Origin of the sequence: Pseudomonas sp. Irchel 3A5, assembly GCF_900187575.1 — a bacterium.
GTDB classification, from domain to species: domain Bacteria; phylum Pseudomonadota; class Gammaproteobacteria; order Pseudomonadales; family Pseudomonadaceae; genus Aquipseudomonas; species Aquipseudomonas folii.
In genome coordinates this window covers 102,150-122,231 of the sequence record NZ_FYDU01000003.1, presented here as the reverse complement: position 1 = coordinate 122,231, position 20,082 = coordinate 102,150, and the positions used below count along the sequence as shown (strand labels likewise).

The 20,082-nt window shown below is 56.8% G+C and carries 17 protein-coding genes; 5 read left to right on the top strand and 12 right to left on the bottom strand.

What is annotated here, in order from left to right; genetic code table 11:
• Positions 1-54 precede the first annotated feature (54 nt).
• The 3 genes from CKW31_RS05390 (at position 55) to CKW31_RS05380 (ending at position 1,881) form a co-directional block, all read left to right on the top strand.
• On the top strand, positions 55-1,026 hold the full coding sequence (locus tag CKW31_RS05390) for a T6SS immunity protein Tli4 family protein (RefSeq protein ID WP_095093377.1): 972 nt from the start codon (positions 55-57) through the stop codon (positions 1,024-1,026).
• Positions 1,027-1,123: 97 nt separating this feature from the next.
• Positions 1,124-1,396 (top strand): colicin immunity domain-containing protein, encoded by a 273-nt coding sequence (locus CKW31_RS05385; RefSeq protein ID WP_095093376.1) that lies wholly within the window; start codon positions 1,124-1,126, stop codon positions 1,394-1,396.
• 107 nt (positions 1,397-1,503) lie between these two features.
• Positions 1,504-1,881, top strand: coding sequence for a hypothetical protein (locus tag CKW31_RS05380; RefSeq protein ID WP_095093375.1), 378 nt, complete (start codon positions 1,504-1,506; stop codon positions 1,879-1,881).
• 178 nt (positions 1,882-2,059) lie between these two features.
• Here the strand turns inward: CKW31_RS05380 and CKW31_RS05375 are convergent, their stop codons facing one another.
• The 9 genes from CKW31_RS05375 to dapA all read right to left on the bottom strand — a co-directional run bounded on the left by CKW31_RS05375 (position 2,060) and on the right by dapA (position 12,752).
• The gene (locus CKW31_RS05375) at positions 2,060-3,682 is read right to left on the bottom strand and encodes a methyl-accepting chemotaxis protein (RefSeq protein ID WP_095093374.1); all 1,623 of its coding nucleotides are present in this window, start codon (positions 3,680-3,682) and stop codon (positions 2,060-2,062) included.
• A 418-nt stretch (positions 3,683-4,100) separates the two neighbouring features.
• Positions 4,101-4,868: a DeoR/GlpR family DNA-binding transcription regulator gene (locus CKW31_RS05370; RefSeq protein ID WP_095093373.1), complete on the bottom strand. Its 768-nt coding sequence runs from the start codon at positions 4,866-4,868 to the stop codon at positions 4,101-4,103.
• Between the two features lie 79 nt (positions 4,869-4,947).
• Positions 4,948-5,634 carry an SDR family NAD(P)-dependent oxidoreductase gene (locus tag CKW31_RS05365; protein WP_095093372.1) on the bottom strand — a complete coding sequence of 229 codons (687 nt, stop codon included), beginning with the start codon at positions 5,632-5,634 and terminating at the stop codon, positions 4,948-4,950.
• A gap of 180 nt (positions 5,635-5,814) precedes the next feature.
• Positions 5,815-6,939 carry an exo-alpha-sialidase gene (locus CKW31_RS05360; RefSeq protein WP_095093371.1) on the bottom strand — a complete coding sequence of 375 codons (1,125 nt, stop codon included), beginning with the start codon at positions 6,937-6,939 and terminating at the stop codon, positions 5,815-5,817.
• A complete protein-coding gene (locus CKW31_RS05355; RefSeq protein ID WP_095093370.1) occupies positions 6,926-8,356 on the bottom strand; it encodes a sodium:solute symporter family protein in 1,431 nt (476 codons plus the stop codon). Before CKW31_RS05355 ends, CKW31_RS05360 begins: the two co-directional genes overlap by 14 nt.
• A gap of 63 nt (positions 8,357-8,419) precedes the next feature.
• Positions 8,420-9,442 carry a 4-hydroxythreonine-4-phosphate dehydrogenase PdxA gene (pdxA, locus tag CKW31_RS05350; RefSeq protein WP_095093369.1) on the bottom strand — a complete coding sequence of 341 codons (1,023 nt, stop codon included), beginning with the start codon at positions 9,440-9,442 and terminating at the stop codon, positions 8,420-8,422.
• The gene (locus tag CKW31_RS05345; RefSeq protein WP_095093368.1) at positions 9,435-10,697 is read right to left on the bottom strand and encodes a four-carbon acid sugar kinase family protein; all 1,263 of its coding nucleotides are present in this window, start codon (positions 10,695-10,697) and stop codon (positions 9,435-9,437) included. The genes pdxA and CKW31_RS05345 overlap by 8 nt, the downstream gene beginning before the upstream one ends.
• Entirely contained in the window at positions 10,694-11,863 is a 1,170-nt protein-coding gene (locus CKW31_RS05340; RefSeq protein WP_095093618.1) for an iron-containing alcohol dehydrogenase, read from the bottom strand. The genes CKW31_RS05345 and CKW31_RS05340 overlap by 4 nt, the downstream gene beginning before the upstream one ends.
• Before the next feature lie 16 nt (positions 11,864-11,879).
• Positions 11,880-12,752, bottom strand: coding sequence for a 4-hydroxy-tetrahydrodipicolinate synthase (gene dapA / locus CKW31_RS05335; RefSeq protein ID WP_095093367.1), 873 nt, complete (start codon positions 12,750-12,752; stop codon positions 11,880-11,882).
• Positions 12,753-13,013: 261 nt separating this feature from the next.
• Between dapA and CKW31_RS05330 the strand changes: the two genes are divergently transcribed.
• Positions 13,014-13,799 carry a DUF2242 domain-containing protein gene (locus tag CKW31_RS05330; RefSeq protein ID WP_095093366.1) on the top strand — a complete coding sequence of 262 codons (786 nt, stop codon included), beginning with the start codon at positions 13,014-13,016 and terminating at the stop codon, positions 13,797-13,799.
• A 634-nt stretch (positions 13,800-14,433) separates the two neighbouring features.
• On the opposite strand, the gene ilvA is transcribed toward CKW31_RS05330, so the two are convergent.
• The 3 genes from ilvA to CKW31_RS05310 all read right to left on the bottom strand — a co-directional run bounded on the left by ilvA (position 14,434) and on the right by CKW31_RS05310 (position 18,865).
• Positions 14,434-15,957 (bottom strand): threonine ammonia-lyase, biosynthetic, encoded by a 1,524-nt coding sequence (gene ilvA / locus CKW31_RS05320; RefSeq protein WP_095093364.1) that lies wholly within the window; start codon positions 15,955-15,957, stop codon positions 14,434-14,436.
• Between the two features lie 725 nt (positions 15,958-16,682).
• Positions 16,683-17,723: an AraC family transcriptional regulator gene (locus tag CKW31_RS05315; RefSeq protein ID WP_095093363.1), complete on the bottom strand. Its 1,041-nt coding sequence runs from the start codon at positions 17,721-17,723 to the stop codon at positions 16,683-16,685.
• Between the two features lie 2 nt (positions 17,724-17,725).
• The gene (locus CKW31_RS05310) at positions 17,726-18,865 is read right to left on the bottom strand and encodes a carbon-nitrogen hydrolase family protein (RefSeq protein ID WP_095093362.1); all 1,140 of its coding nucleotides are present in this window, start codon (positions 18,863-18,865) and stop codon (positions 17,726-17,728) included.
• A gap of 249 nt (positions 18,866-19,114) precedes the next feature.
• On the opposite strand from CKW31_RS05310, the gene CKW31_RS05305 reads away from it, so the two are divergent.
• Positions 19,115-19,987, top strand: a complete 873-nt coding sequence (locus CKW31_RS05305) for an HDOD domain-containing protein (protein WP_095093361.1) — start codon at positions 19,115-19,117, stop codon at positions 19,985-19,987.
• Positions 19,988-20,082 lie beyond the last annotated feature (95 nt).

The following is a 20,082-nucleotide window of genomic DNA, read 5'->3' as shown; positions in this document are numbered from 1 at the left end:
TGGCATAAAAATGCAACATGCAACGCGGTCTCGCAGGGTAAGGATACTTGAAACATGTTCCAGTACAAAAAAAATATAAGCTTGCTCAATACCGCAGGTCTTTTAATATTTGCGCTCTTAGCCAGTGTCGATAGCGAAGCCAATGATATGTCTACCACAAAAAAACCATTTTATTTTGGCAGGTATACATTTGAGGTGCCTACCGATGGAGCGAATATTTGGTCGGCCTATAAGATCATTGACAAGAAAATACAACTCGTTAGCCATAATGGAAAGCGCGACCTCATTGCGGAGGTTTCCGACACGATTAAAAAAATAAATATACTCCATGAGTCGGGTGCAGCAGATTATGACCGAACCGTCGAGCTGGACGGAGGGGGTGCCATTGTTGTGTCCAAATTAACCAATTACTCTATGGATATATTTTATTTGACCAAGGGTGATACGTTATATAAACAATCTGTAGGATCTATTTCTTTAGCAGGAATAAATAAGGCCATTGCACTTGCAAAAGAGGTCAATACGCTAATTCATGATCGCAATCCGGCTGAACGCCCGCCAGCCGGGACATTCGCTATTGAAGCCGGTTATCTTACTTTACCCCTTGATACTTTCGAAGAGCAGGTCTCGATCGGATTGCCTGTATCATCCGTTCCTGGTATTCATTTAATATTTGATACTCAGCGTATTGGTGAGCCAGAACCGAGCCTTCTGACGCGGTACGAAGAAAGGACGTCGGGTGTCCTGACGTCGTTATTGACTAGCGTTCTGTCCAAAACTTCTGTGCTAAGAAAATCAAAGAAAATAGTAGCCGGATTAAAATTTGAAGAGTTATTGCTCAAATCGAAGGTCGAGGGTAGAACAATCTATTCCTTCCGGCTTGAATACCCGGGCACCCCTGAGTCGAGCATGGAGCCTTACACGGCCATTGAAATGAGCACACTCGATCGGGGTGTAAGCTTCCCGAATGATAAAGAGGCATTGCGCTTCTGGGATGATCTGGTTGCAAGCTTAAGGCGGATATGAAAAGAACGTGGCCGACGCTGCTAGCGGACTGGCAGAGAAAAACGGTGTGTGCCGGTAACCCAGCTGCTTGATAAGGTTATTGAAAAGGAGTGCTGAGATGAGCCTCACGCTTTTGGAGTTTGCAAAGTCGTATGTTGCGGGAAGGCTGACATCAGAAATTTTCTCTGAGGCCTATAGTGAGCTTTGGAAAATTGAGCGAGACAGGAACGTTCTTCAACTGGATGAGCCTTCATTGAGCGAGTGCTTGTCCAGTATCTTTTGTGCTGCGGATATGTACGAACCAGACAAGTCAAGAGAAGTGTATGAACTCGACGATGAGATACTTAAGGCTAAAGTCGCGAATTTGATAAGAAAAGTAGTCGCTGATTAGCGGGTGAAAAATCAGACTGCGGTTTCAGGGCCAGTATTTCGATGTGAAAGGAGGGCTTCACGTTAATAACTTTGGTATTACGATCCGGAGATTAGAGGTTAATCCAAATGAGCTCGAAAAAAATCAATCAGGAATCCATTGAAAATACATTAAAAATCGACGACTTGGCTATACATACCGTCGAAGTATTAGAGCAGGCCAGGGCATGTCCTGAATTAATCTCTGGTGTAGACCTTGATATCTATAATGTGGATGAAGGTTCAAGCATGAGACAGTTTGTGGACTATAGAATGGGCACGCTCGGAAGAAGTGGCAGGACGCTCCATGGCGTAAAAGAATGTACGCTTAAATTAGACAGGCTCGAACCGGATCACCCCGTTAGCTGGGTCGCTAAAAAGATAGGCAATAATATCCTGATTTTAATAGTCGACCGCGAATTCGACAGCGTTATACACGCCATGTCGACCGCCTCCAAAAACGCCTGATATTAAGTAATAGAGCGCAATCAAGATATGTGTGCGGTGCTCGAAACCGCTCAAGAAAAAACAAACTATTTTTAAAACCGTGCGCTGGAGAGGCGCTGTTTTCGAGTGTTCACGGTAGCGGCGTACGACGGGTGCTGCTACCGCGATATTTCCTGAATCAAACGATCCTGTTGTCGGCTTACAGCTGGAATTTACCCACTTCACGTTGCAGGCTGCTGGCGAGGGTCTGCAGGCCTCCGCTTGTCTTGAGCAGTTCCTGAACAGACATATTGTTCTGTTCAGCCATTTGCGCCGAGCGTTCAACGTTGCGTGCCACATCCTGGCTGGCAGCGGTTTGTTCGCGCAATGCGAAGGAGATCTGGTCGACCACCTGCAGCACTTTGTTTGAGCTGTCGCGGATCTCGACGATTGCCTGTCCTGCAGTGCCGGCCATTTCTACGCCTTCGTTCACTTCCTGGACACCACCGCGCATGCTTTCAACCGTCTCCCGCACACCCGCCTGAATCTTCTCGATCATGCCGGCGATTTCCTTGGTCGACTTGCCGGTGTTCTGCGCCAGCAAGCGCACTTCATCGGCTACCACCGCGAAGCCGCGACCTTGTTCACCTGCACGAGCAGCTTCAATGGCTGCGTTGAGCGCCAGGAGGTTGGTCTGATCGGCAATGCCCTGGATAACGCTGATGATCGACGATATATGTTCGGAATGCTGGCCGAGGTCGGCTACTTGTGCCGAAGAGTGCTGCACGGTCCGGGCGATACCGTTCATGCTTGAAAGGGTACCTTCGATGACCTGGGCGCCGTCTTTCGATTGCTGACCCGACCGACTGGCGATTTCATGGGCTTCGTTGGCATTCTCGGACACGTGATGAATGCTGACCGTCAGTTCTTCGATAGTGGCGGCCATCATCGAAGCAGACGTGGATTGTTCCTGAATAGCCCCGGACAACTGTTCAGATGCACCGGAGATCTGTTGAACAGCGACGACCAGTTGGTTTGCAGCCTGGCTGATCTGCTGAATCATTTCGCGCAGGCGATTCTGCATGCGGTCAAAGGCTTTTGGCAGTTCGTCGTGGCTGCTGGTGTCGATCACGGTGTCCAGCTTGCCGTTAGCGATGGCTGTGGCGGCATCGATTGCCAGTTGCAGGCGTTTGGTGGTGCTGCTGCCGAGTACGGATGCCAGTATCAAAGCGAGTATCGCTGCACCGATGCCACCGTAGACGAGGACCATCAGTGCGAAATGCTTGGCATCGACCATGTTCTGGCTTCTTATCGCCAACAGCTTGTTTTCGGTAGCGCTGATTTCCGCCAGCGTCGCGCGCATGCTGTCCATTTTGGCTTTGTCAGCGCCGGCCGTAATGCGCTTGTCCAGCTCATCGTCGGGCTGACTGCGCGCTGTCAGATCACGGCGTAAAGCAATGATCGGTTTGATATCTTCTTCGAGCCAGCGCTTCTGGGTGTCCCCCAGAGAGGTCAAACGCCGTTGTTGTTCCGGATTATCGGCGGTCAGGCGTTTAAGTGATTCAAGTTTTTCGTTGAATTTTTGCTCGCCTGCTACCAAAGGTTCTAAAAAGGCATCCTTTGAGGCGATGACGAAGCCGCGCATGCCGGTTTCGATATTGATCAATTGCTCAAGAGCGAGCTGTGCTTCACTGAGAACCAGATAGGTATGGACGTTACTGTTGGTGGCGTCCTCAACCTCTTCAAATCCTCGATAAGCGCTTCCTACCAGCACGGCGATCAAAGCGATGATGATAAAGAAGCTGAAGTAGAGCTTTTGCGAAATGCTGAGTTTATTGAGCATGCTGTCGATCCTTGGGTAAAGCCGCTCCTTGGCCTTTAAATGTTTTATTTACCGAGAGCGGATGCTCACCTCGATCACGCCGCAAATGAGTGATGGCATAACGATATCTACTTATTCGCCCATGCTTCATTTAACTTTAAAGAAGTTCCTTACCGTTTGTCGGAAGCTCTAGACCGGGCTTTTCGATGAGTTTGCACGGTATTTTGACGCTGTAAATATGACTATTTTGCGCGGGAGTTATCAGAGGATTAATCGAGGGATCCAGGCGAAATGGCGCTGCTGTCCTGAGCCGCTAATGTGCTCATGTTTGCAGTCGGAAGGAGGGGTTTTTCAGAAGGCAGTCGTTTAAAACGCAGAATTTTTAACAGGGCTGTGTGCTGACTCGATCAGGGTCCTGGACTACCCACCTGTTTCACCATCAAAGTCTGACAACTTCAACCGTAATAGAGCGCCGCGCCTGAAAGGGTGCCAACAACGACGGGTCATCCATTTCGTGGGTGATCAGCGTCCAGGGCTGACGCAGCGGCGTCCAGTGTTGCTGGCGTGCGCGTCCAAGTTTGGTGGCGTCGGCCAGTACATAGATGTGGGCGGCGCGGGCGATCATGGTTTCTTTGAGGTATGCCTGCTCGGCGCTGGCTTCGCACAAACCCAGTTCGGCCACTACGCCATCGGCACTCAGGAATACTTTGTCGGCGCTCAGGTGCTCAAGGGCAGCCTGGGCCGTCACACCATAGGTCGACATGCTCGCACTGCGCAAATCACCGCCGAGCACCGTGATACGGCCCTCGGGAATCAATGCCAGATCCGCCAGGGCCATGAGGTTGTTGGTGATGACATGCAACCCGCGGCGCTGATTGAGGAGCTGAGCCAGCGCGCTGGTGGTGGTGCCGCCTTCAAGGAACAGCGTGTCGTGATCCTGAATATGCGCGAGTGCTGCCCGGGCGATGACGGTCTTTTCCTGGCTGTGCTGCTGGCGGCGTTCTTCCACCGAGGTTTCCGGCTCGCGCATGCCCACGTGGGCCGCGCCGCCATAGGTGCGAATGACCAGGCCTTCTTCAGCCAGCGCGGTGAGATCCCGGCGGACTGTCGCTTCCGATACGCCCAGTTGGGCGCACAGTTCATCGACGTTCGACTTTCCTGAAAGGACCAGTTCCAGTATCGATTGACGGCGATTTGCGACTTTCATGAACAGCCTTGGTAATGAACGAGGAAGACGGGGTTATCACATTAAACAGCGGTGCAATGCAACCGCAGAACCGGCGAGTCTATAGCGAGGCGCCGCCGCAGATCACCAGACTTTGCCCGGTTATTGCACCTGCGTCCGGTCCGAGCAAGAACGCCGCCATGCCTGCTACCTCAGACGGCTGCACAAACCGTCCAATCGGCGGTTTGTTGGGTGGAGTGCCGCTGCGGGCCGGGTCCAGCAACATCGGGGTTTCCGTCGCGCCGGGGGCGATCAGGTTGGCGGTGATGCCGTTGGGCGCCAGCTCCATGGCCCAGGAACGCACCATGCCTTGCAACGCCGCCTTGGTTGCCGCGTATTGGCTGCGTCCATGGGCACCTTGCATGGTGCGGCTGCCGATCATCACGATTCTCGCGCCGGGACGCAGTCTGCCATGCAGGGTATTGACCAGATGGCTGGCCGCCGCGACGTGAACCTGCCACATGGCCTGTCCGTCGTCCGGTTTCAACCGGCCCAGCGGCGCTGTGCGCATGAAACCTGCCGCGTGAACAATGGCGTCCAGCGTGTCTATGGACTGCAAGGCTTGTTCAAGCGCGTGCAAATCGCTCAGGTCGCATTCAGTCCAGTTAAAGAGAGGGTGGTCGATGTTGGCAGGGCGTCGACTCAGACCATGCACGCGCCAGCCTTCGGCCAACAGGCGCTGAGCGATGGCCATGCCGATGCCGGAACTAACGCCGGTTAGTACGGCGGTTTTTCTAGGATTAGTCATGAGAAGTGCTGCTCCTTCACAGGCGCCGCGCAATCGCGGCTAACTCGGTTTCTTGTGGGAGCGGTGCTTGCCCGCGATTGAAGCGCCGCGGTTCCCTGGACAAACCGAGGTGCCTGAATCGCGGGCAAGCACCGCTCCCACATATAAATCGCATCCATTCAATGAATTTTTTTGTTTGATTCAGCGCACGGCCGCCAACGGCAAATGCACATGTTTGATCTTCTGCCGGAAGTACGTGAACGCCACATGCAGGCTGCCATCCCGGGCCTGAATGATGCTCGGGTAGGAGAATTCGCGGTTGAGTTTTTCCTGAGAGTTGTTGGTCAGGCAGAAACCATCCCCCAACTCCAGGTCCAGGCGCACCGGCCAGCTTTGTCCGTCATCATGGGACAGCGCCAGGCTCATGGGTGCGCGGGGGATGCCCCACACTGCGCTCTTGCCATCAGCGCTCTGCCCCGGTGTCACACGGTCGTCGCCTTCATCTTCGATTTCGTCGTACAGCGACGCCCGGCGCTGGCTGTGGCCCTCGGCGCTGACCGGGTTGTAGACCAGCGCCAGTTCGCCAGTGTTGAGCCGCACGAACTGGATCGAAGAGTTGTTGTTGGGCAGCTCCGTGGCAACCGGTGCACTCCAGCTTCGGCCGCGATCCGTCGAGCGGCTGCTGTAGATCGAGTCAGCCCAGCGGCTACGAAACAGGCCGAGCAAGCTGCCGTCGGCCAGCTGATGAACGTTCATGTGTACGGCACCGGTGCTGTCCGGGACGTCATGGCGCGACCAGCTTTGCCCTTGATCGCTGGAAATCATTACCGCGCTGACGTCATGATTACCGATCCATTTTTCGCCGGGGAGGGTGATGCAATACCAGACCGGCAACAGCCAGTCGCCGTTATCCAGCACCACCGGGGGCTGGCGCACAAAGGTGCCCGGCTCATCGAACAGGGTTTCCACCGGGCCCCAGGTTTCGCCCTGATCTTCAGACAGGCGACGGCGAATGATCGCCGTCTCCTGATTGCCGGAAATCTGCGCGGTCCAGATCAGCCACAAAGGACCTTGCGGGGCCTGAAACAGGATCGGGTTCTGCTCGGAGCGAGTGTCATCCTGAGACAGTTTCTCCGGTTCGCTCCAGACACCGGTCTGCGGATCGCGGCGTGAAAGCAGCACGAAAATGTCGGCCATACCTTCCTGGGTTCCGGCGAACCAGGTGCACAGCACCGTGCCGTCTTCCAGTTCATGCAGGTTCGCGGCATGGTTCTGCGCATAAGGCGTTGGCAGAAAGGCGTCCTGACGTTGCTCACTGATTGGCATGGGAAATCCCTTGTTTGTCGTTGCCGGATTTATCCTGATTGCGAGCGATCGCTTGCGGGAACAGACGCTCCACGGCAATGACGATGGCCGGGGTGATCAGGGCGATGTACATGTTATCGATGCCGTATGGGTTATCCAGCAGGTACCAGACGCTGGTGGTGATGGACGAGGCGATCAGGCCCAGTGTCGCGCCACGGCCCGAGCCGAAGAACGGCAGATAAATGGCGATCATGGCCACGACGGCGATGGACAGGCGTAGCGCACGGGTGAAGAACGACAGGTTGAGGATTTCAGGCACGAAGAACACAAAGAACAGCGGTACAAAGCCGATGATCAGCGCGATAAAACGTGTGGCCTTGAGTTCGCGATCCACCGATGGCTTGCGCATCGGCACGTAGAAGTCCCGCACTACCAGCGAAGCAATGGCCAGGGCGACGGTGCTGACACTGACGAAGATCGAGGCGACCAGAGAAATGGTCACTACGCCCGCGAGAACCGGACTCATTGACTGCAGGAAAACAGGCAGGGCGTACAGGCTGCCCATGTCCGGATGCAGGTATTTGGACGCGACACCAATGAAGCCCAGGGCCAGCGCAATCGGGATGCACAGCAGCGAGGCGTAGAACGTCGAGCGTTGTGCTGCTTTCGAGTTCGGCGTCGAAGAAATCGCCTGAATGATGAACTGGGTGGAGAAGATCGCGCCGACAGTGCCGATGATCCACGCCATGATTTTCGAGCCGCCGATGGCGCCGTCCCAGGTGAAGTAGTGTTCAGGCATGTTCTGGATCACCGGGGTGAATCCGCCCGTCAAATTCAGGGCCACATACAGCACGATCATCACGCCGATGTACTTCACGCCAGTGTGCAGAATGCTCATATAGGCCACGCTTTTCAGGCCACCGAACACGTAATACAGGGTGCTGATGACTGCGGTGATAAACGCGGCAGTAGGCAGGTTGATCTTCATTACTGTAGCAATCGCTGCTGCGCCACTGACGTAGTTACCGACGTTCACCAGCAACAGGGCGTAGATCATGATGATCGACACGGCCAGCTTGGTGGAATTGCCATACTTCTTGGCGATGAACCCGGAAATGGTGAACTCGCCCGAGTTGTAGAGCTTGCGGGCCATGAGCAGGCCGAACAGCGGAAAGCCAATGGCAGCGGCGATCACTGACCACGAGGCGGCGAAGCCACTTTCGAACGCAGCCTGAGCCGTACCGACCGTGGATTTGGCACCGATGAATTCCGACATCATCAGAATACCGACGACGAAGGCGGGCATGGTTCGTGCGGCGACCATGTATTGCTCACTGGTTTTGCTGCGCAGTCGCAGACTCATCCAGGTGGTAATGACGATGTAAACGACGACCATGCCGATGATGATCGCAGTGTCCTGCGAGTTGAAGGTTTCCATCATTTCGCTCCATTGTTGTTTTTGTGGCGCGTTGTTTCAGAGGACTTCAGGGATTGTGCTGTTTTAAACAGCTACGGACTGGCGCGTCTCCCGCTTGCGGGTTGCCAGCTCAACGGCCTGGCGCAAGGCTTCGATCAGGCTGCGTTCGTCGGCGATGCCTTTACCGGCGATGTCGAACGCCGTGCCATGGTCGACCGAGGTGCGGATCACGGGCAGGCCGACGGTGACGTTGACCCCGGCTTCCAGCCCCATGACTTTCACCGGGCCGTGGCCCTGGTCGTGATACATGGCAACCACTGCATCGAAATCGCCGCGTCCGGCGCGGAAGAACAACGTGTCGGCAGGCAGCGGACCTTCCACACGCCAGCCCCGGGCGCGCAGTTCATCGATGGCTGGCTGGATTTTGGTTTCTTCTTCGCCATAACCGAACAGGCCGTTTTCACCGGCGTGCGGGTTGATGCCGCAGACTGCGATCAGCGGATTTTCGATACCAGCGCGTGTCAGGGTTTCCCGGCAGCGCTCGATGGTTCGCTTGACCAGGCCCGGCTCGATTTTGGCGATGGCATCGATGATGCCCATGTGGGTGGTGACGTGAATGACGCGCAAGGTCGGCGTCATCAGCATCATCGAGACTTCCTCGATGCCCAGCAGGTGCGCGAGCATTTCCGTGTGTCCGGGGAAAATATGCCCGCCTGCATGCAACGCTTCCTTGTTCAGTGGCGCGGTGCAGATCGCGTCCAGCTCGCCGCTTTCAGTCAATTGCACAGTGCGCTCGATGTAGCGAAACGCGGCGTTGCCCGCCACGGCCGACAGCTTGCCGTAGGGCATGTCCGCCGGGATCAGGCCCAGATCGATGCAGTCCACGGTGCCCAGCTCAAAACGCGCATTGGCCGGGGAGGCGATGCTGTTGACGCGCAAGCTGCCACCGACAATCCGGTTGGCGTCTTCGAGACGTTTGGCATCCCCGATCACCAGCGGCCGACAGCTGTCGTACACCGACTGATGAGCCAGGGTTTTCATGATGATTTCCGGACCCACACCGGCGGCATCGCCCATGGTGATCCCGATCACGGGACGTTCAGACATGATGGATTTCCTTTTTAATGTGGGGCGCGACCGTACTGGAAGTGCCGCGGCCATGAAGCTGTTGCCAGGCGATTGAGAGGGTGTCCGGTTGGCCGAAAGCGCCGGCTTTGGTCACCACGTTCAAGCCGGTTTCGGTTCGGGAAAGCACAACGCCGGGGGCCAGTTCGCCTTGAACCTCAAGGCGATCGATGCCCGCAGCCGTGAGAATGGCCCGGGCGGTTTCGCCGCCGGTGGCGATCAGCGAGCCCGTCACGGCAATGACAGGTTTCAACCATTCGGCAAGGGCATTGCTGAGGGGGGCCGCGACGGATGGATCACGTTCTTCCTGACTCAGGGTCAGCAAGCTGTCCTCACCATTGGCCAGCCGCAGATAGAGCAGGGTGATCAGCTGTTCACGCTGCTCATGCCGAGCGGGATCGAGCAACGTGGCGGCGTTTATTTCCAGGCAGAAACAGCCACTGTGCTCTGCCAGTGTCCGGGCCTGTTGCTGCGAGTGCTGAGACATGCTGCCGACCACGGTCAGCACTGGTGCACGGCCTTGTACGTTCATGTCGCCAGAAGCGGGCAGACCCAAAGCCTCTGGCAGATGATGGGCCAGACCTGCGGAACCGACCCAGAACAACTGGCGATACAGCGGCGCCGTTGCGCGGGCCAGACGTTGCAGGTCTGTGTCGGTCAGGGCATCACAAATCAGTGCCTGCACCTTGTTGTGCAGCGCTTGATCCAGTGCGTTGCTCAGTGCTGTTTCGTCGCGCAGGGTGTCGAGATTGATCGCTGCGCAACGCAAGCCTTCTGCACTGAGGCTTTCCAGCAGGTTGCCGGTACCGAGCAGATGTTCATTGCGCCATACATCGCTCAAGGCCACTGAGATACCGTTGACCAACTGCACCGAGTCTTGCGTGGTGCGGCCCATGGCCGGGAAGGCCGGGGCGACGATGGCCAGGCCCCGATGTACCTGTAGCGCAGCGATTTCGCTGGCGACATTACCGCGCAACGTCGAGTCGATTTTCTTGTACAGCGCTCTGTTGGCGTACTGACGCTGCTGCAATACCGCGCTATTGGCTTTCGCCGCTGCGCCCGGATCAAGTCGTCGCGAATCCACGTCTACAGCAACCACCGCGGCGCTTGATGGGAGAGTGTGTGCGTCGAACACAATCTCGGTCGCCAGTCGCCGGGCGAAACCTGCTGCGCAATCGGCGGCGCCAGACAAGTCGTCGGCAATGATCAACAAGCCCGACAGGTTGGCGGCGCTCATGGCAGCAGGCACCGGTAAAGCGTTTCGATGTCGGTCAGGCTCAGGGCCTTGGGGTTGTTGGCCATCAAGCGAGTGACTTTTGATGCGGCTACCGCCATGTCAGCCAGGTGCTCCTCGCCGACGCCAAACTCGCGCAGGTCCTGAGGGATGTTCAGGGTGGCGGTCCATTCACGGATTTGCTGAATCAGCTTTTGCGCGGCGACTTCATCGCTGTCCTGCGCTTCTGCCACCCCGCAGACGCAGGCGGCGCGTTTCAAACGTTCCGCGCAACTGTCCAGATTGAAGGCCATCACGTGTGGCAACAACATGGCGTTGGCCACGCCGTGGGTGACATGAAACTTGCCGCCCAGCGGATAGGCCATGGCATGCACGGCCGCGGTGCCTGCCGCGGTCAGGGCCAGGCCGCCGTACATCGAACCGAGCAACATGTCGCCCCGTGCGCGGACCGAATCCGGTTGCTGGTAGGCCTCAACGATGCTGCCTGCAATCAACCGCATGGATTCCAGCGCGAAGGCATCACTGATCGGGTTAGCCTTGGTCGAGATGAACGACTCCAGCGAATGCACGAAGGCGTCCATACCCGTTGCAGCAGTGATGCTGCGCGGGAGGCTGATTGTTAGCAATGGATCGAGGATCACAAGAGTGGGCAGCAAGTGACGGCTCACCACGCCAATTTTCAGCTCTTCATCGGGCAGGGTGACGATGGCGTTGGGCGTCACTTCCGAGCCGGTGCCCGAAGTGGTCGGCACCAGCACCATGGGTTTGCCGGGATGGCTGACTTTATCGACACCGAGTAAATCGCGCAGCGGCGTGTCATTGGTCAGCATCACCGAAAACAGCTTGGCGGCATCCAGCACGCTACCGCCGCCAATGGCGATCAATGCATCGGGTGCGTGAGGTGCAACGTCCTCACGAAAGACCCGCTCGATGTTTTCCAGCGTCGGTTCGATTTCGACGTTGTCGATCATATGCACGGCGATACCGGCGGCTGTCAGCTGGGCGCTGACTTTTTCGGTCACGCCCAGGTTGTGCATGGCGTTTTGCGTGACCAGTACGACGTTGCGCAGTGGTGTATCGAGCAGCGGCAGTTTTTCACTCAGTTGATCAAGGCTACCAGGGCCGTGAATGACGTGTTTGACGGTTTGGAAATGATAAGTCGACATCAGCGCGTCTCCTGGCGAGTCAGCGGTAAACCGCGAGCAGGGTTTCCAGTTTTTGCACGGCGGCAGCATCCAGTGGCTGCACGGGGGCGCGACATGGTCCAACCGGGAGGTTGAGCAATTCGGTGGCTTTTTTCAGCACCACAGGCATGGTGCCCATGGCGAAGGCGTCGCGCAGTGGGCGCAAGGCTTCCTGGGCAACCCGCGCAGCGTCGTGGTTGCCCGCCTGAAAGTGGTTCCAGATCGACATGACCAGATCAGGCACCGCGTTGGCGGTCGCGGCAATTGCGCCATCGCCACCGGCCAGCAGGTTCCAGTAGATCAGCGAGTCAGTACCGGCAAAGACCGCGAAGTCGTCGCTGCGGTATTTCATCATTTGCACCAGCGCATCGAAGTTACCGGCGCTGTCCTTGATGCCTTTGATCATCGGGTGTTGATGCAGGGCCGCAACGGCGCCAATGCCAATGGACATGCCGGTCTTGGCCGGAATGTTGTACATCATCAAAGGCAGGCTCGATGCATCAGCGATGGTTTCATAGTGCCTGATCAGCTCATTCTGGCTGATGGCATTGAAATAGGGCGTGATGACGGAGAGGGCGTCTGCGCCTATATCCGTCACTTTTTTGTTCATTTCAATCACTTCACGGGTGGCGAAGGCACCAGTGCCGATCACCACCGGCACTCGACCCGCCGCCGCCTCAACGGTTACGCGGGCGATTTCCAGCTTTTCAGCTTCTGAAAGAGTGAAGAACTCACCATTGGTGCCGAGCACGAAAAGCCCGTGCACCCCTGCTTGAATGAGGTTTTCGACGAGAGCGCGGAGGGCGTGGTGGTCAACCTGCTGATCAGCGGTAAAAGGCGTAACCAGGGCTGGAATAATGCCGCGAAATTGCATGGTGGGATTCTCGTTTTATTATTAGTGAGGTCCACAATGATTAAAACGATCACAAAAGGCAAGTAATTTTGATCGTTTCATTCATTTGTGATTGGAACGATCATTTATTTGGCCTCTTGCCACTATCTCGAAAGGCCGTGACGTGGCGGTTTGTAACAAGATCCTTTCCATCTGCGCGTTGATCCTGCGCGTGCCTTGTTGCAGACTTACCGACGTTTTCCAGTCCGCCGTCTTGCGGACCGTTTCTACCCAGGATCCTTGATGCCTAACTTAGTTAACTTTCGTACCGCATGCTGCGCTGTTGCCTTGTTGGCGATCGCGGGCTGTTCCTCGAAAAAAACCGCAGTCTACGAGCACGAGAATTTTGACGACGCGGGGACGTTTTCGAGGACTTACCCGGTCAGTGATTCAGCCTCCTGCGAAGCAGCCCGTCGCGCCTTGCTGAGCCAGGGTTACATCATCACCAGCAGTGACCCGAAGATGATCAGCGGCAACAAGAGCTTCCAGCAAACTGGCGAGACTCACATGCAGATCAGCTTCAACGTGGTGTGCGCTGCTGATGACACCACTGACAAAAGCTCGACCGTATTTGCCAACGCCCTTCAGGATCGCTACGCCCTGAAGAAGACCAACAATTCTGCCAGCCTGGGTGTTGGCGTGCTGGGTTCGGTGTCGATGCCGATCGGCTCCACCGATGATTCGATGGTCAAGGTGGCCAGCGAAACTGTTGCGTCGGACAAGTTCTACGATCGCTTCTTTACGCTGGTGGACAACTTCATGCCGCCTGAAGCGAAAAAAGCCGCCAATATCAAGGAGACCCCAAAGGCAGCCTTGGGCGTGCCCGAGCAAACAGTGCCTGCGCCAAAACCGGCGGCATTAGTTGAGCCGGCACCGGCGGCCGCTCCTGCACCGGCAGCAGAGACGACATCCGCGCCGGCCGTTGAATCCAGCCAGCCAGTGCCTGCACCGGCAGCGCCGACAGAGTCGATCCAGGCTGAACCCATGCCTGCCGAGGAAACCCCGGTTGAAGCTGCTCCGGCACAATAGTCCAGAGACGCACCGCCCTCACCGGTAGGAGCGAACTTGTTCGCGAGATGATGGACCTGTTTAAGCAGGCCTGCCGCCTCGCGAACAAGTTCGCTCCTACCGGGATCACCGTATTAGCCCAGAAACAGCTTATACGCCGGGCAGCAAATTCCCGACCATCCGCCGCACCCTACAACCCAGAAGTGCACCGCCTCGCCGGTAGGAGCGAACTTGTTCGCGAGATGATGCATCTGTGTACGCAGGCCTGCCGCCTCGCGAACAAGTTCGCTCCTACCGGGATCACCGTATTAGCCCAGAAACAGCTTATAGGCCGGGCAGCAATTTCCCGATCATCCGCCGCACCCTATAACCCAGCAGTGCACCGCCTCACCGGTAGGAGCGAACTTGTTCGCGAGACGATGGACCTGTTTAAGCAGGCCTGCCGCCTCGCGAACGAGTTCGCTCCTACCGGGATCATTTTATTAGCCATAAACAGCTTATACGCCGGGCAGCAAAGTCCCGGCCATCCGCCGCACCCTATAACCCAGAAGTGCACCGCCTCACCGGTAGGAGCGAACTTGTTCGCGAGGTGATGCACCTGCGTACGCAGGCCTGCCGCCTCGCGAACAAGTTCGCTCCTACCAGGATAATTGCATTAGCCCAAAAACAGCTTATACGCCGGGTTCTTGCTCTCATCCCAATACGGGTAGCCAATCTCGGCCAACGCCGCCGGAACCAGGTGCCGCTCGTCCTCAGGCACCACCAGCCCTGCGACCACACGGCCATCCGCAGCGCCATGGTTGCGGTAGTGGAACATCGAAATGGTCCACTGGCCGCCCAGCTTGTTGAGAAAGTTGAACAACGCACCCGGGCGCTCCGGGAACTCAAAGCGGAACACCACTTCGTCACTGACCCGCTCGGCATGCCCACCGACCATGTGCCGAATATGCAGCTTGGCCAGTTCATTATCGGTCAGGTCGATGACCGGGAAACCCTGCTCGGTGAGGCTTGTGATCAGATCTTTACGTGGGTCGGTATAGGGATGCGTCTGCACGCCAACAAAAATGTGCGCTTCGCGGTCGGTGTGATAACGGTAGTTGAATTCGGTGATCTGGCGCTTGCCAATCGCTTCGCAGAACGCTTTGAAGCTGCCTGGCTGCTCGGGGATGGTCACGGCGATGATGGCTTCGCGACCTTCACCCAGCTCGGCGCGCTCGGCCACGTGACGCAAGCGGTCAAAGTTGACGTTGGCCCCTGAGTCGATGGCGACGAATGTCTGGCCGCTGACTTCTTCCTGCTCGACATACTTTTTGATCCCGGCCACAGCCAGGGCACCTGACGGCTCGGTGATCGAGCGGGTGTCATCGTAAATGTCCTTGATCGCGGCACAGATTTCATCAGTGCTGACCGTGATCACTTCGTCGACGTAATGCCTGCAGATGTCGAAGGTGTACTCACCAATTTGCGCCACAGCCACGCCGTCCGCAAACAGGCCGACCTGCTGCAGCACAACCCGCTCGCCGTAGGCCATGGCCTGTTGCAGGCAGTTGGAATCATCCGGCTCAACGCCAATGACCTTGATGTCCGGCCGCAGGTATTTCACGTAAGCCGCGATACCGGCGATCAAACCGCCGCCGCCCACCGGGACGAAAATTGCATCCAGCGGCCCCTGATGCTGGCGCAGAATCTCCATGGCCACGGTGCCTTGCCCGGCAATCGTGTCTGGGTCGTCATAGGGATGGATGTAAACGAAGCCCATTTCTTCGACGAGTTTCAGCGAATGGGCCAGCGCCTCAGGGAAGGAATCGCCATGCAGCACCACTTTACCGCCCCGGGAACGCACGCCTTCGACCTTGATTTCCGGCGTGGTCTTGGGCATCACGATAGTAGCTTCCACGCCCAGGGTTTTCGCCGCCAACGCCAGACCTTGCGCGTGGTTGCCTGCCGAGGCAGTGACGACACCCCGGGCCAGCTCTTCCGGGCTGAGCTGCGCCAGCTTGTTGTACGCGCCACGAATCTTGAACGAGAACACGGGCTGCAAGTCTTCGCGCTTGAGCAGCACCTGATTGCCAAGCCTTTCGGACAACTGACGAGCGCCCTGCAACGGGGTTTCCACGGCCACGTCGTAGACGCGAGAGTTGAGGATTTTGCGGGCGTAGTGATTGAGCAGGTCGGTCATCGCGTCGGCCCCGTTTCATGGGTAACGATTTGCTGAGCCTTAGAAGCGAAGAGGGCGGTTTTAATAATGATCATGTCTGACTCCTGGTTCACTTTTTAGCCCAGGAGACAAGAAAAACCCGCCTCTTGGGCGGGTTGGGTGCACGCGTCGGCTAACCCGCCATGACTGGAATGGCGGTAATAATAATCTGGCCGACGAAATGCTTGGTTACGTTCATGGCTTGAAGACTATTGCGGATGCTTCGATCAAGTCAAGGCCTGCAATATCTGTCGTAGGACCGGCTTCAGCCGGGAGGAGGCCCGTAAAGTCACTACATCCTCATTGTTATAAATACCGCTTTACCGGCTAAAGCCGGTTCTGCGGGAGTGCCTGCGTATTCTAAATTACGTTTGCCGAGCCTCGTATGTTTAATGATCAAGTCATTTTTCCTTCACCTTGGCACTTTATGGTGAAGGCAGTGGTCAGTGAATGACGTCATTTAAAGAACAGCCAAGAGGGCACGCGTTATGGACGACTATCAAGAAGAATTGCTGGAATACAAAGCATTTGAACTGGACCCGCCAGAGCCAGCGGATGATGCGACTGAGTTGTGAGCGCGGCAAAGATTAGCCTGTAGGAGCTCACGAGCAACGCGAGGCAGCGATGGCGGAGTGTCAGGCAAGCCGCCATCGCTGCCTCGCGTTGCTCGTGAGCTCCTACGGAAAGCGCAACCGAATTTAGATAATTCAACCCTGCCCACGCTGGCTACGCCGAAACTCCCCGGGCGTCTGGCTCGTCCAGCGCTTGAAGGCCCGTTGAAACGCTTCAGCAGACGCGAAACCCAACAGGTAGGCAATCTCCCCGAATGCCAGATCGGTGTCGCGTATATACGTCATCGCCAGATCACGCCGTGTGTCGTTGAGGATATTGCGAAAGCCTGTACCTTCCTCGGCCAGTTTGCGCCGCAAAGTCCAGGCCGGCAGTTTCAGTCTGGCAGCAATTTCCTCCAGATCCGGTTCCCTTCCCCCATTGAGTAAAGGCCCGAGCAGACGAGTGATGCGCTCTCGCAAGCTGCGGGTGCGGGTCAGTTGCTCAAGTTCTTTTTCACACAGCTGCAGCAGATGGGTCCAGGTACTGGGGCAATGCTGCGGGTTGCGCAGGCTCAACATGTGCTGGTTCAGACGCAGCTGATTGGTGGCGGCGGCAAAGGTAATGGGCTGGACGCTCAGGTCGGCATAATCGGTGGCATAGTCGGGAGCCTCGAACTCAATCTCGATCTTTTCCGCACGCACTTCAGTTTCGCTGAGGCTGGAAAGTTGCTGCAGCCAACTGGCGATAATCGAGTCCACCACGAAGCGGTTATAGCTGTTGTACGGGCTGATCGAATAGAACCTCAACCAGGCACCTTCGGCGTCCTCGTGAAAACTCGACTGGCCGCGATAATTGGAACCGTACAGCGCTTCAAAGCGGATCAGCGTACGCGCGGCCTCGCGAACGGTAGGGGCTTGCGCCGCGGTCACACCTGCAAGACCGCACTGGCTGATGTGGCTCAAACGACCCATGCGCAAACCAAGGCCAGGCTGCCCGGTGAGTTGAATCGCGGCATGACCCAGGCGCATGTAACGCGGAATGGACAAACGCGCCTCGGCTTCGGCCAGTCTTGCCTGATCCAGACCATATTGCTCCAGCAATGGTTGCGGATCCTGCCCGAAACTGCGCACCGCATTGGCCAGGCTGTGAACAAACCCCACCGACAGATCACCAAGACGGGCGGGCGATGGGGTCATGTTCATAACCAGATATTGATCAGGCGCGCGCCCAGGTGGGCCTTGTCATCCGGCGATGGCTCGACGATGTGCTGGCCGTCGCGACTGGCGAAACTGTGTCCCGAGCTGCCTTGATCCCACAACTGGCCACGCATGAACACACTGACCCCTGCTCTCGCGGTGCTGAGTGGCGCGTGGCTGGTCAGGGTCAGACGTTGCCACGCTTCACCCTCGGTGATATTGCCAGTGTTCAGCCCTGTTGCGCCGATCAGGTCCGGCGTGCGATAGCCGCGCCACGGGCTGGCCCAGTGGCCGGTGCCAATGACAAAGGCGGGCACCGCAATCAGCTCGACGCCCAGTTTATTGAGAGTGGCGTAATTGCCGGGGTACCAGCTGTCGCTGCCAATCAATATGCCCAGTTTTCCCGCAGGAGTGTCGAACACATTCAGGTCAGTGGCCGGGTGGACATAGCGGCGTTGATAAGCCATTGGAAACAGCTGCCGTTGCGGCTGGCCGATGGGTTGGCCGTCGCTGCCGAATGTCACGCTGCTGTTATAGAGCGGGCCGCTGCCGAGCTTCAGTTTCCCGTTGTCGATGGCCGGTTCAGGCAGCACGATGGAGCCCGCAACCAGCGTGATGCCGAACTCTTTGGCCAGACCACCGAACAGCGTCTGATACTGCTCGGCCATACCGGTGGCTTTCATGCGCAGGTGTGCGTCGTCGAGCCGGTTGTCACCTTTGGCGCTGAGCACTGCCCCGAGGAATTTCAGCGGGTTGCTGAGGGATATCCAGGTCAGCGCCTCATCCATGCTGGCGGCCTGATAAACCTGATTTTTCTCGCCGCTGGCAACCAGCCAGGTGCCCACATGTTCGGGCAGCACGACGATGGTTCGGCTGTTGATCAAACCCTGCTCGCGAGCCTGTTGCAGATAGGCTGCAAGCTTGCGATGCAGGCGCTGGATACTTTGATAATCGGCGGGGAACAGTTCCGGCTGAATGCCGAGCAAATTGCCGCGCTCACCTGGCTGGCCTTCATCGACCACCAGTTTGATTCGCAGGTCGGACAAGTAATGTCCCACAGGGCGCTGCTCGGTCCAGAAGCCGTAGCCGACAAGCGCAGCCGTGAGTACGAAGCCAATGGCAATAGTGAAAAATGTACGCATAGGTAAATTGAAGTGCTGACAATCCCGAGTGGTGGCTGTGTAAGGTTATGTGTGCCGAGACTACGGGAAAACAACGGCTTAACGAACTTTTTTCCATCAATGCAGGGGTTTTCGTCGACGGGTATCAGTTCCATCACCACCGTAAGCAGCGCGCGGCATTGTCAATCGGGCAATACCCCATCGCAAATGTCTTTTCTATTCGCTAGAGTCGGGCCATATCACGTATTGGGCGAGTGTTCAGGGAAGCGTATGTCATCAGAGACCGAGTTTACCGACGAGAAAGTCAAACAGGCCTTGCAGGGCATCATCGTGCCGCCGCAACCCCAGATTCTGGTGGACCTGCAGATCGAGCAGTACATGCCGGACCCCGATCTGGCCGAGATTGCCCGCTTGATCTCTCAAGACCCCGGTATCGCAGGGGCGCTGCTCAAGATCGTCAACTCCAGCTACTTCGGTTTGAGCAACCGGATTTCGTCGATTCAGCGTGCTGTGAATCTGTTGGGCAGTCGTTCGGTGATCAACATCGTCAACGGCTTGTCCATTCGGGGTGGCATGAACGATGAGTCCATCGTGACCCTCAACCGTTTCTGGGACACCGCGCAGGACATCGCCATGACGTGCCTGGCGCTTGCCAAACGGCTTGGCTCTCAGGCCGTCGATGAAGCTTACGCCCTGGGCTTGTTCCATGATTGCGGCGTGCCGCTGATGTACAAGAAATTTCCGGGCTACATGACGGTGCTGGAGCAGGGGTACGCAGGTGCCAGTGATCAGCAACGCATCGTCGACGTGGAAAACAAAGCCTTCAATACCAATCACGCCGTAGTGGGTTACTACACCGCCAAGGCCTGGCGGTTGCCGGAACACATGTCAACGACCATCGCCCGGCATCACAATGCCTACGCAGTATTCAGTGATGACTCGGGGCAGCACAGTCAGGTCAAGAATCTGCTGTCGATTCTGAAAATGGCCGAACACATCTGCGAGTCCTACCGGATATTGGGCAAGGAAAGCGCCGATCACGAGTGGAACTCCATCAGCCACCTGGTACTCGATTATGTCGGCTTGTCCGAGTATGACTTTCAGGAGTTGAAGGCGAATATTCGGGAGTTGGGGGCGCGTTGAATAAACATCTTCGTGCTGCCTCTTCAGCGTGTCGCGTCAACTGATTCGTCTTGTAACGAGTGGAATAAACAGGCGCCGGGGCGAAAGCGTGCCCC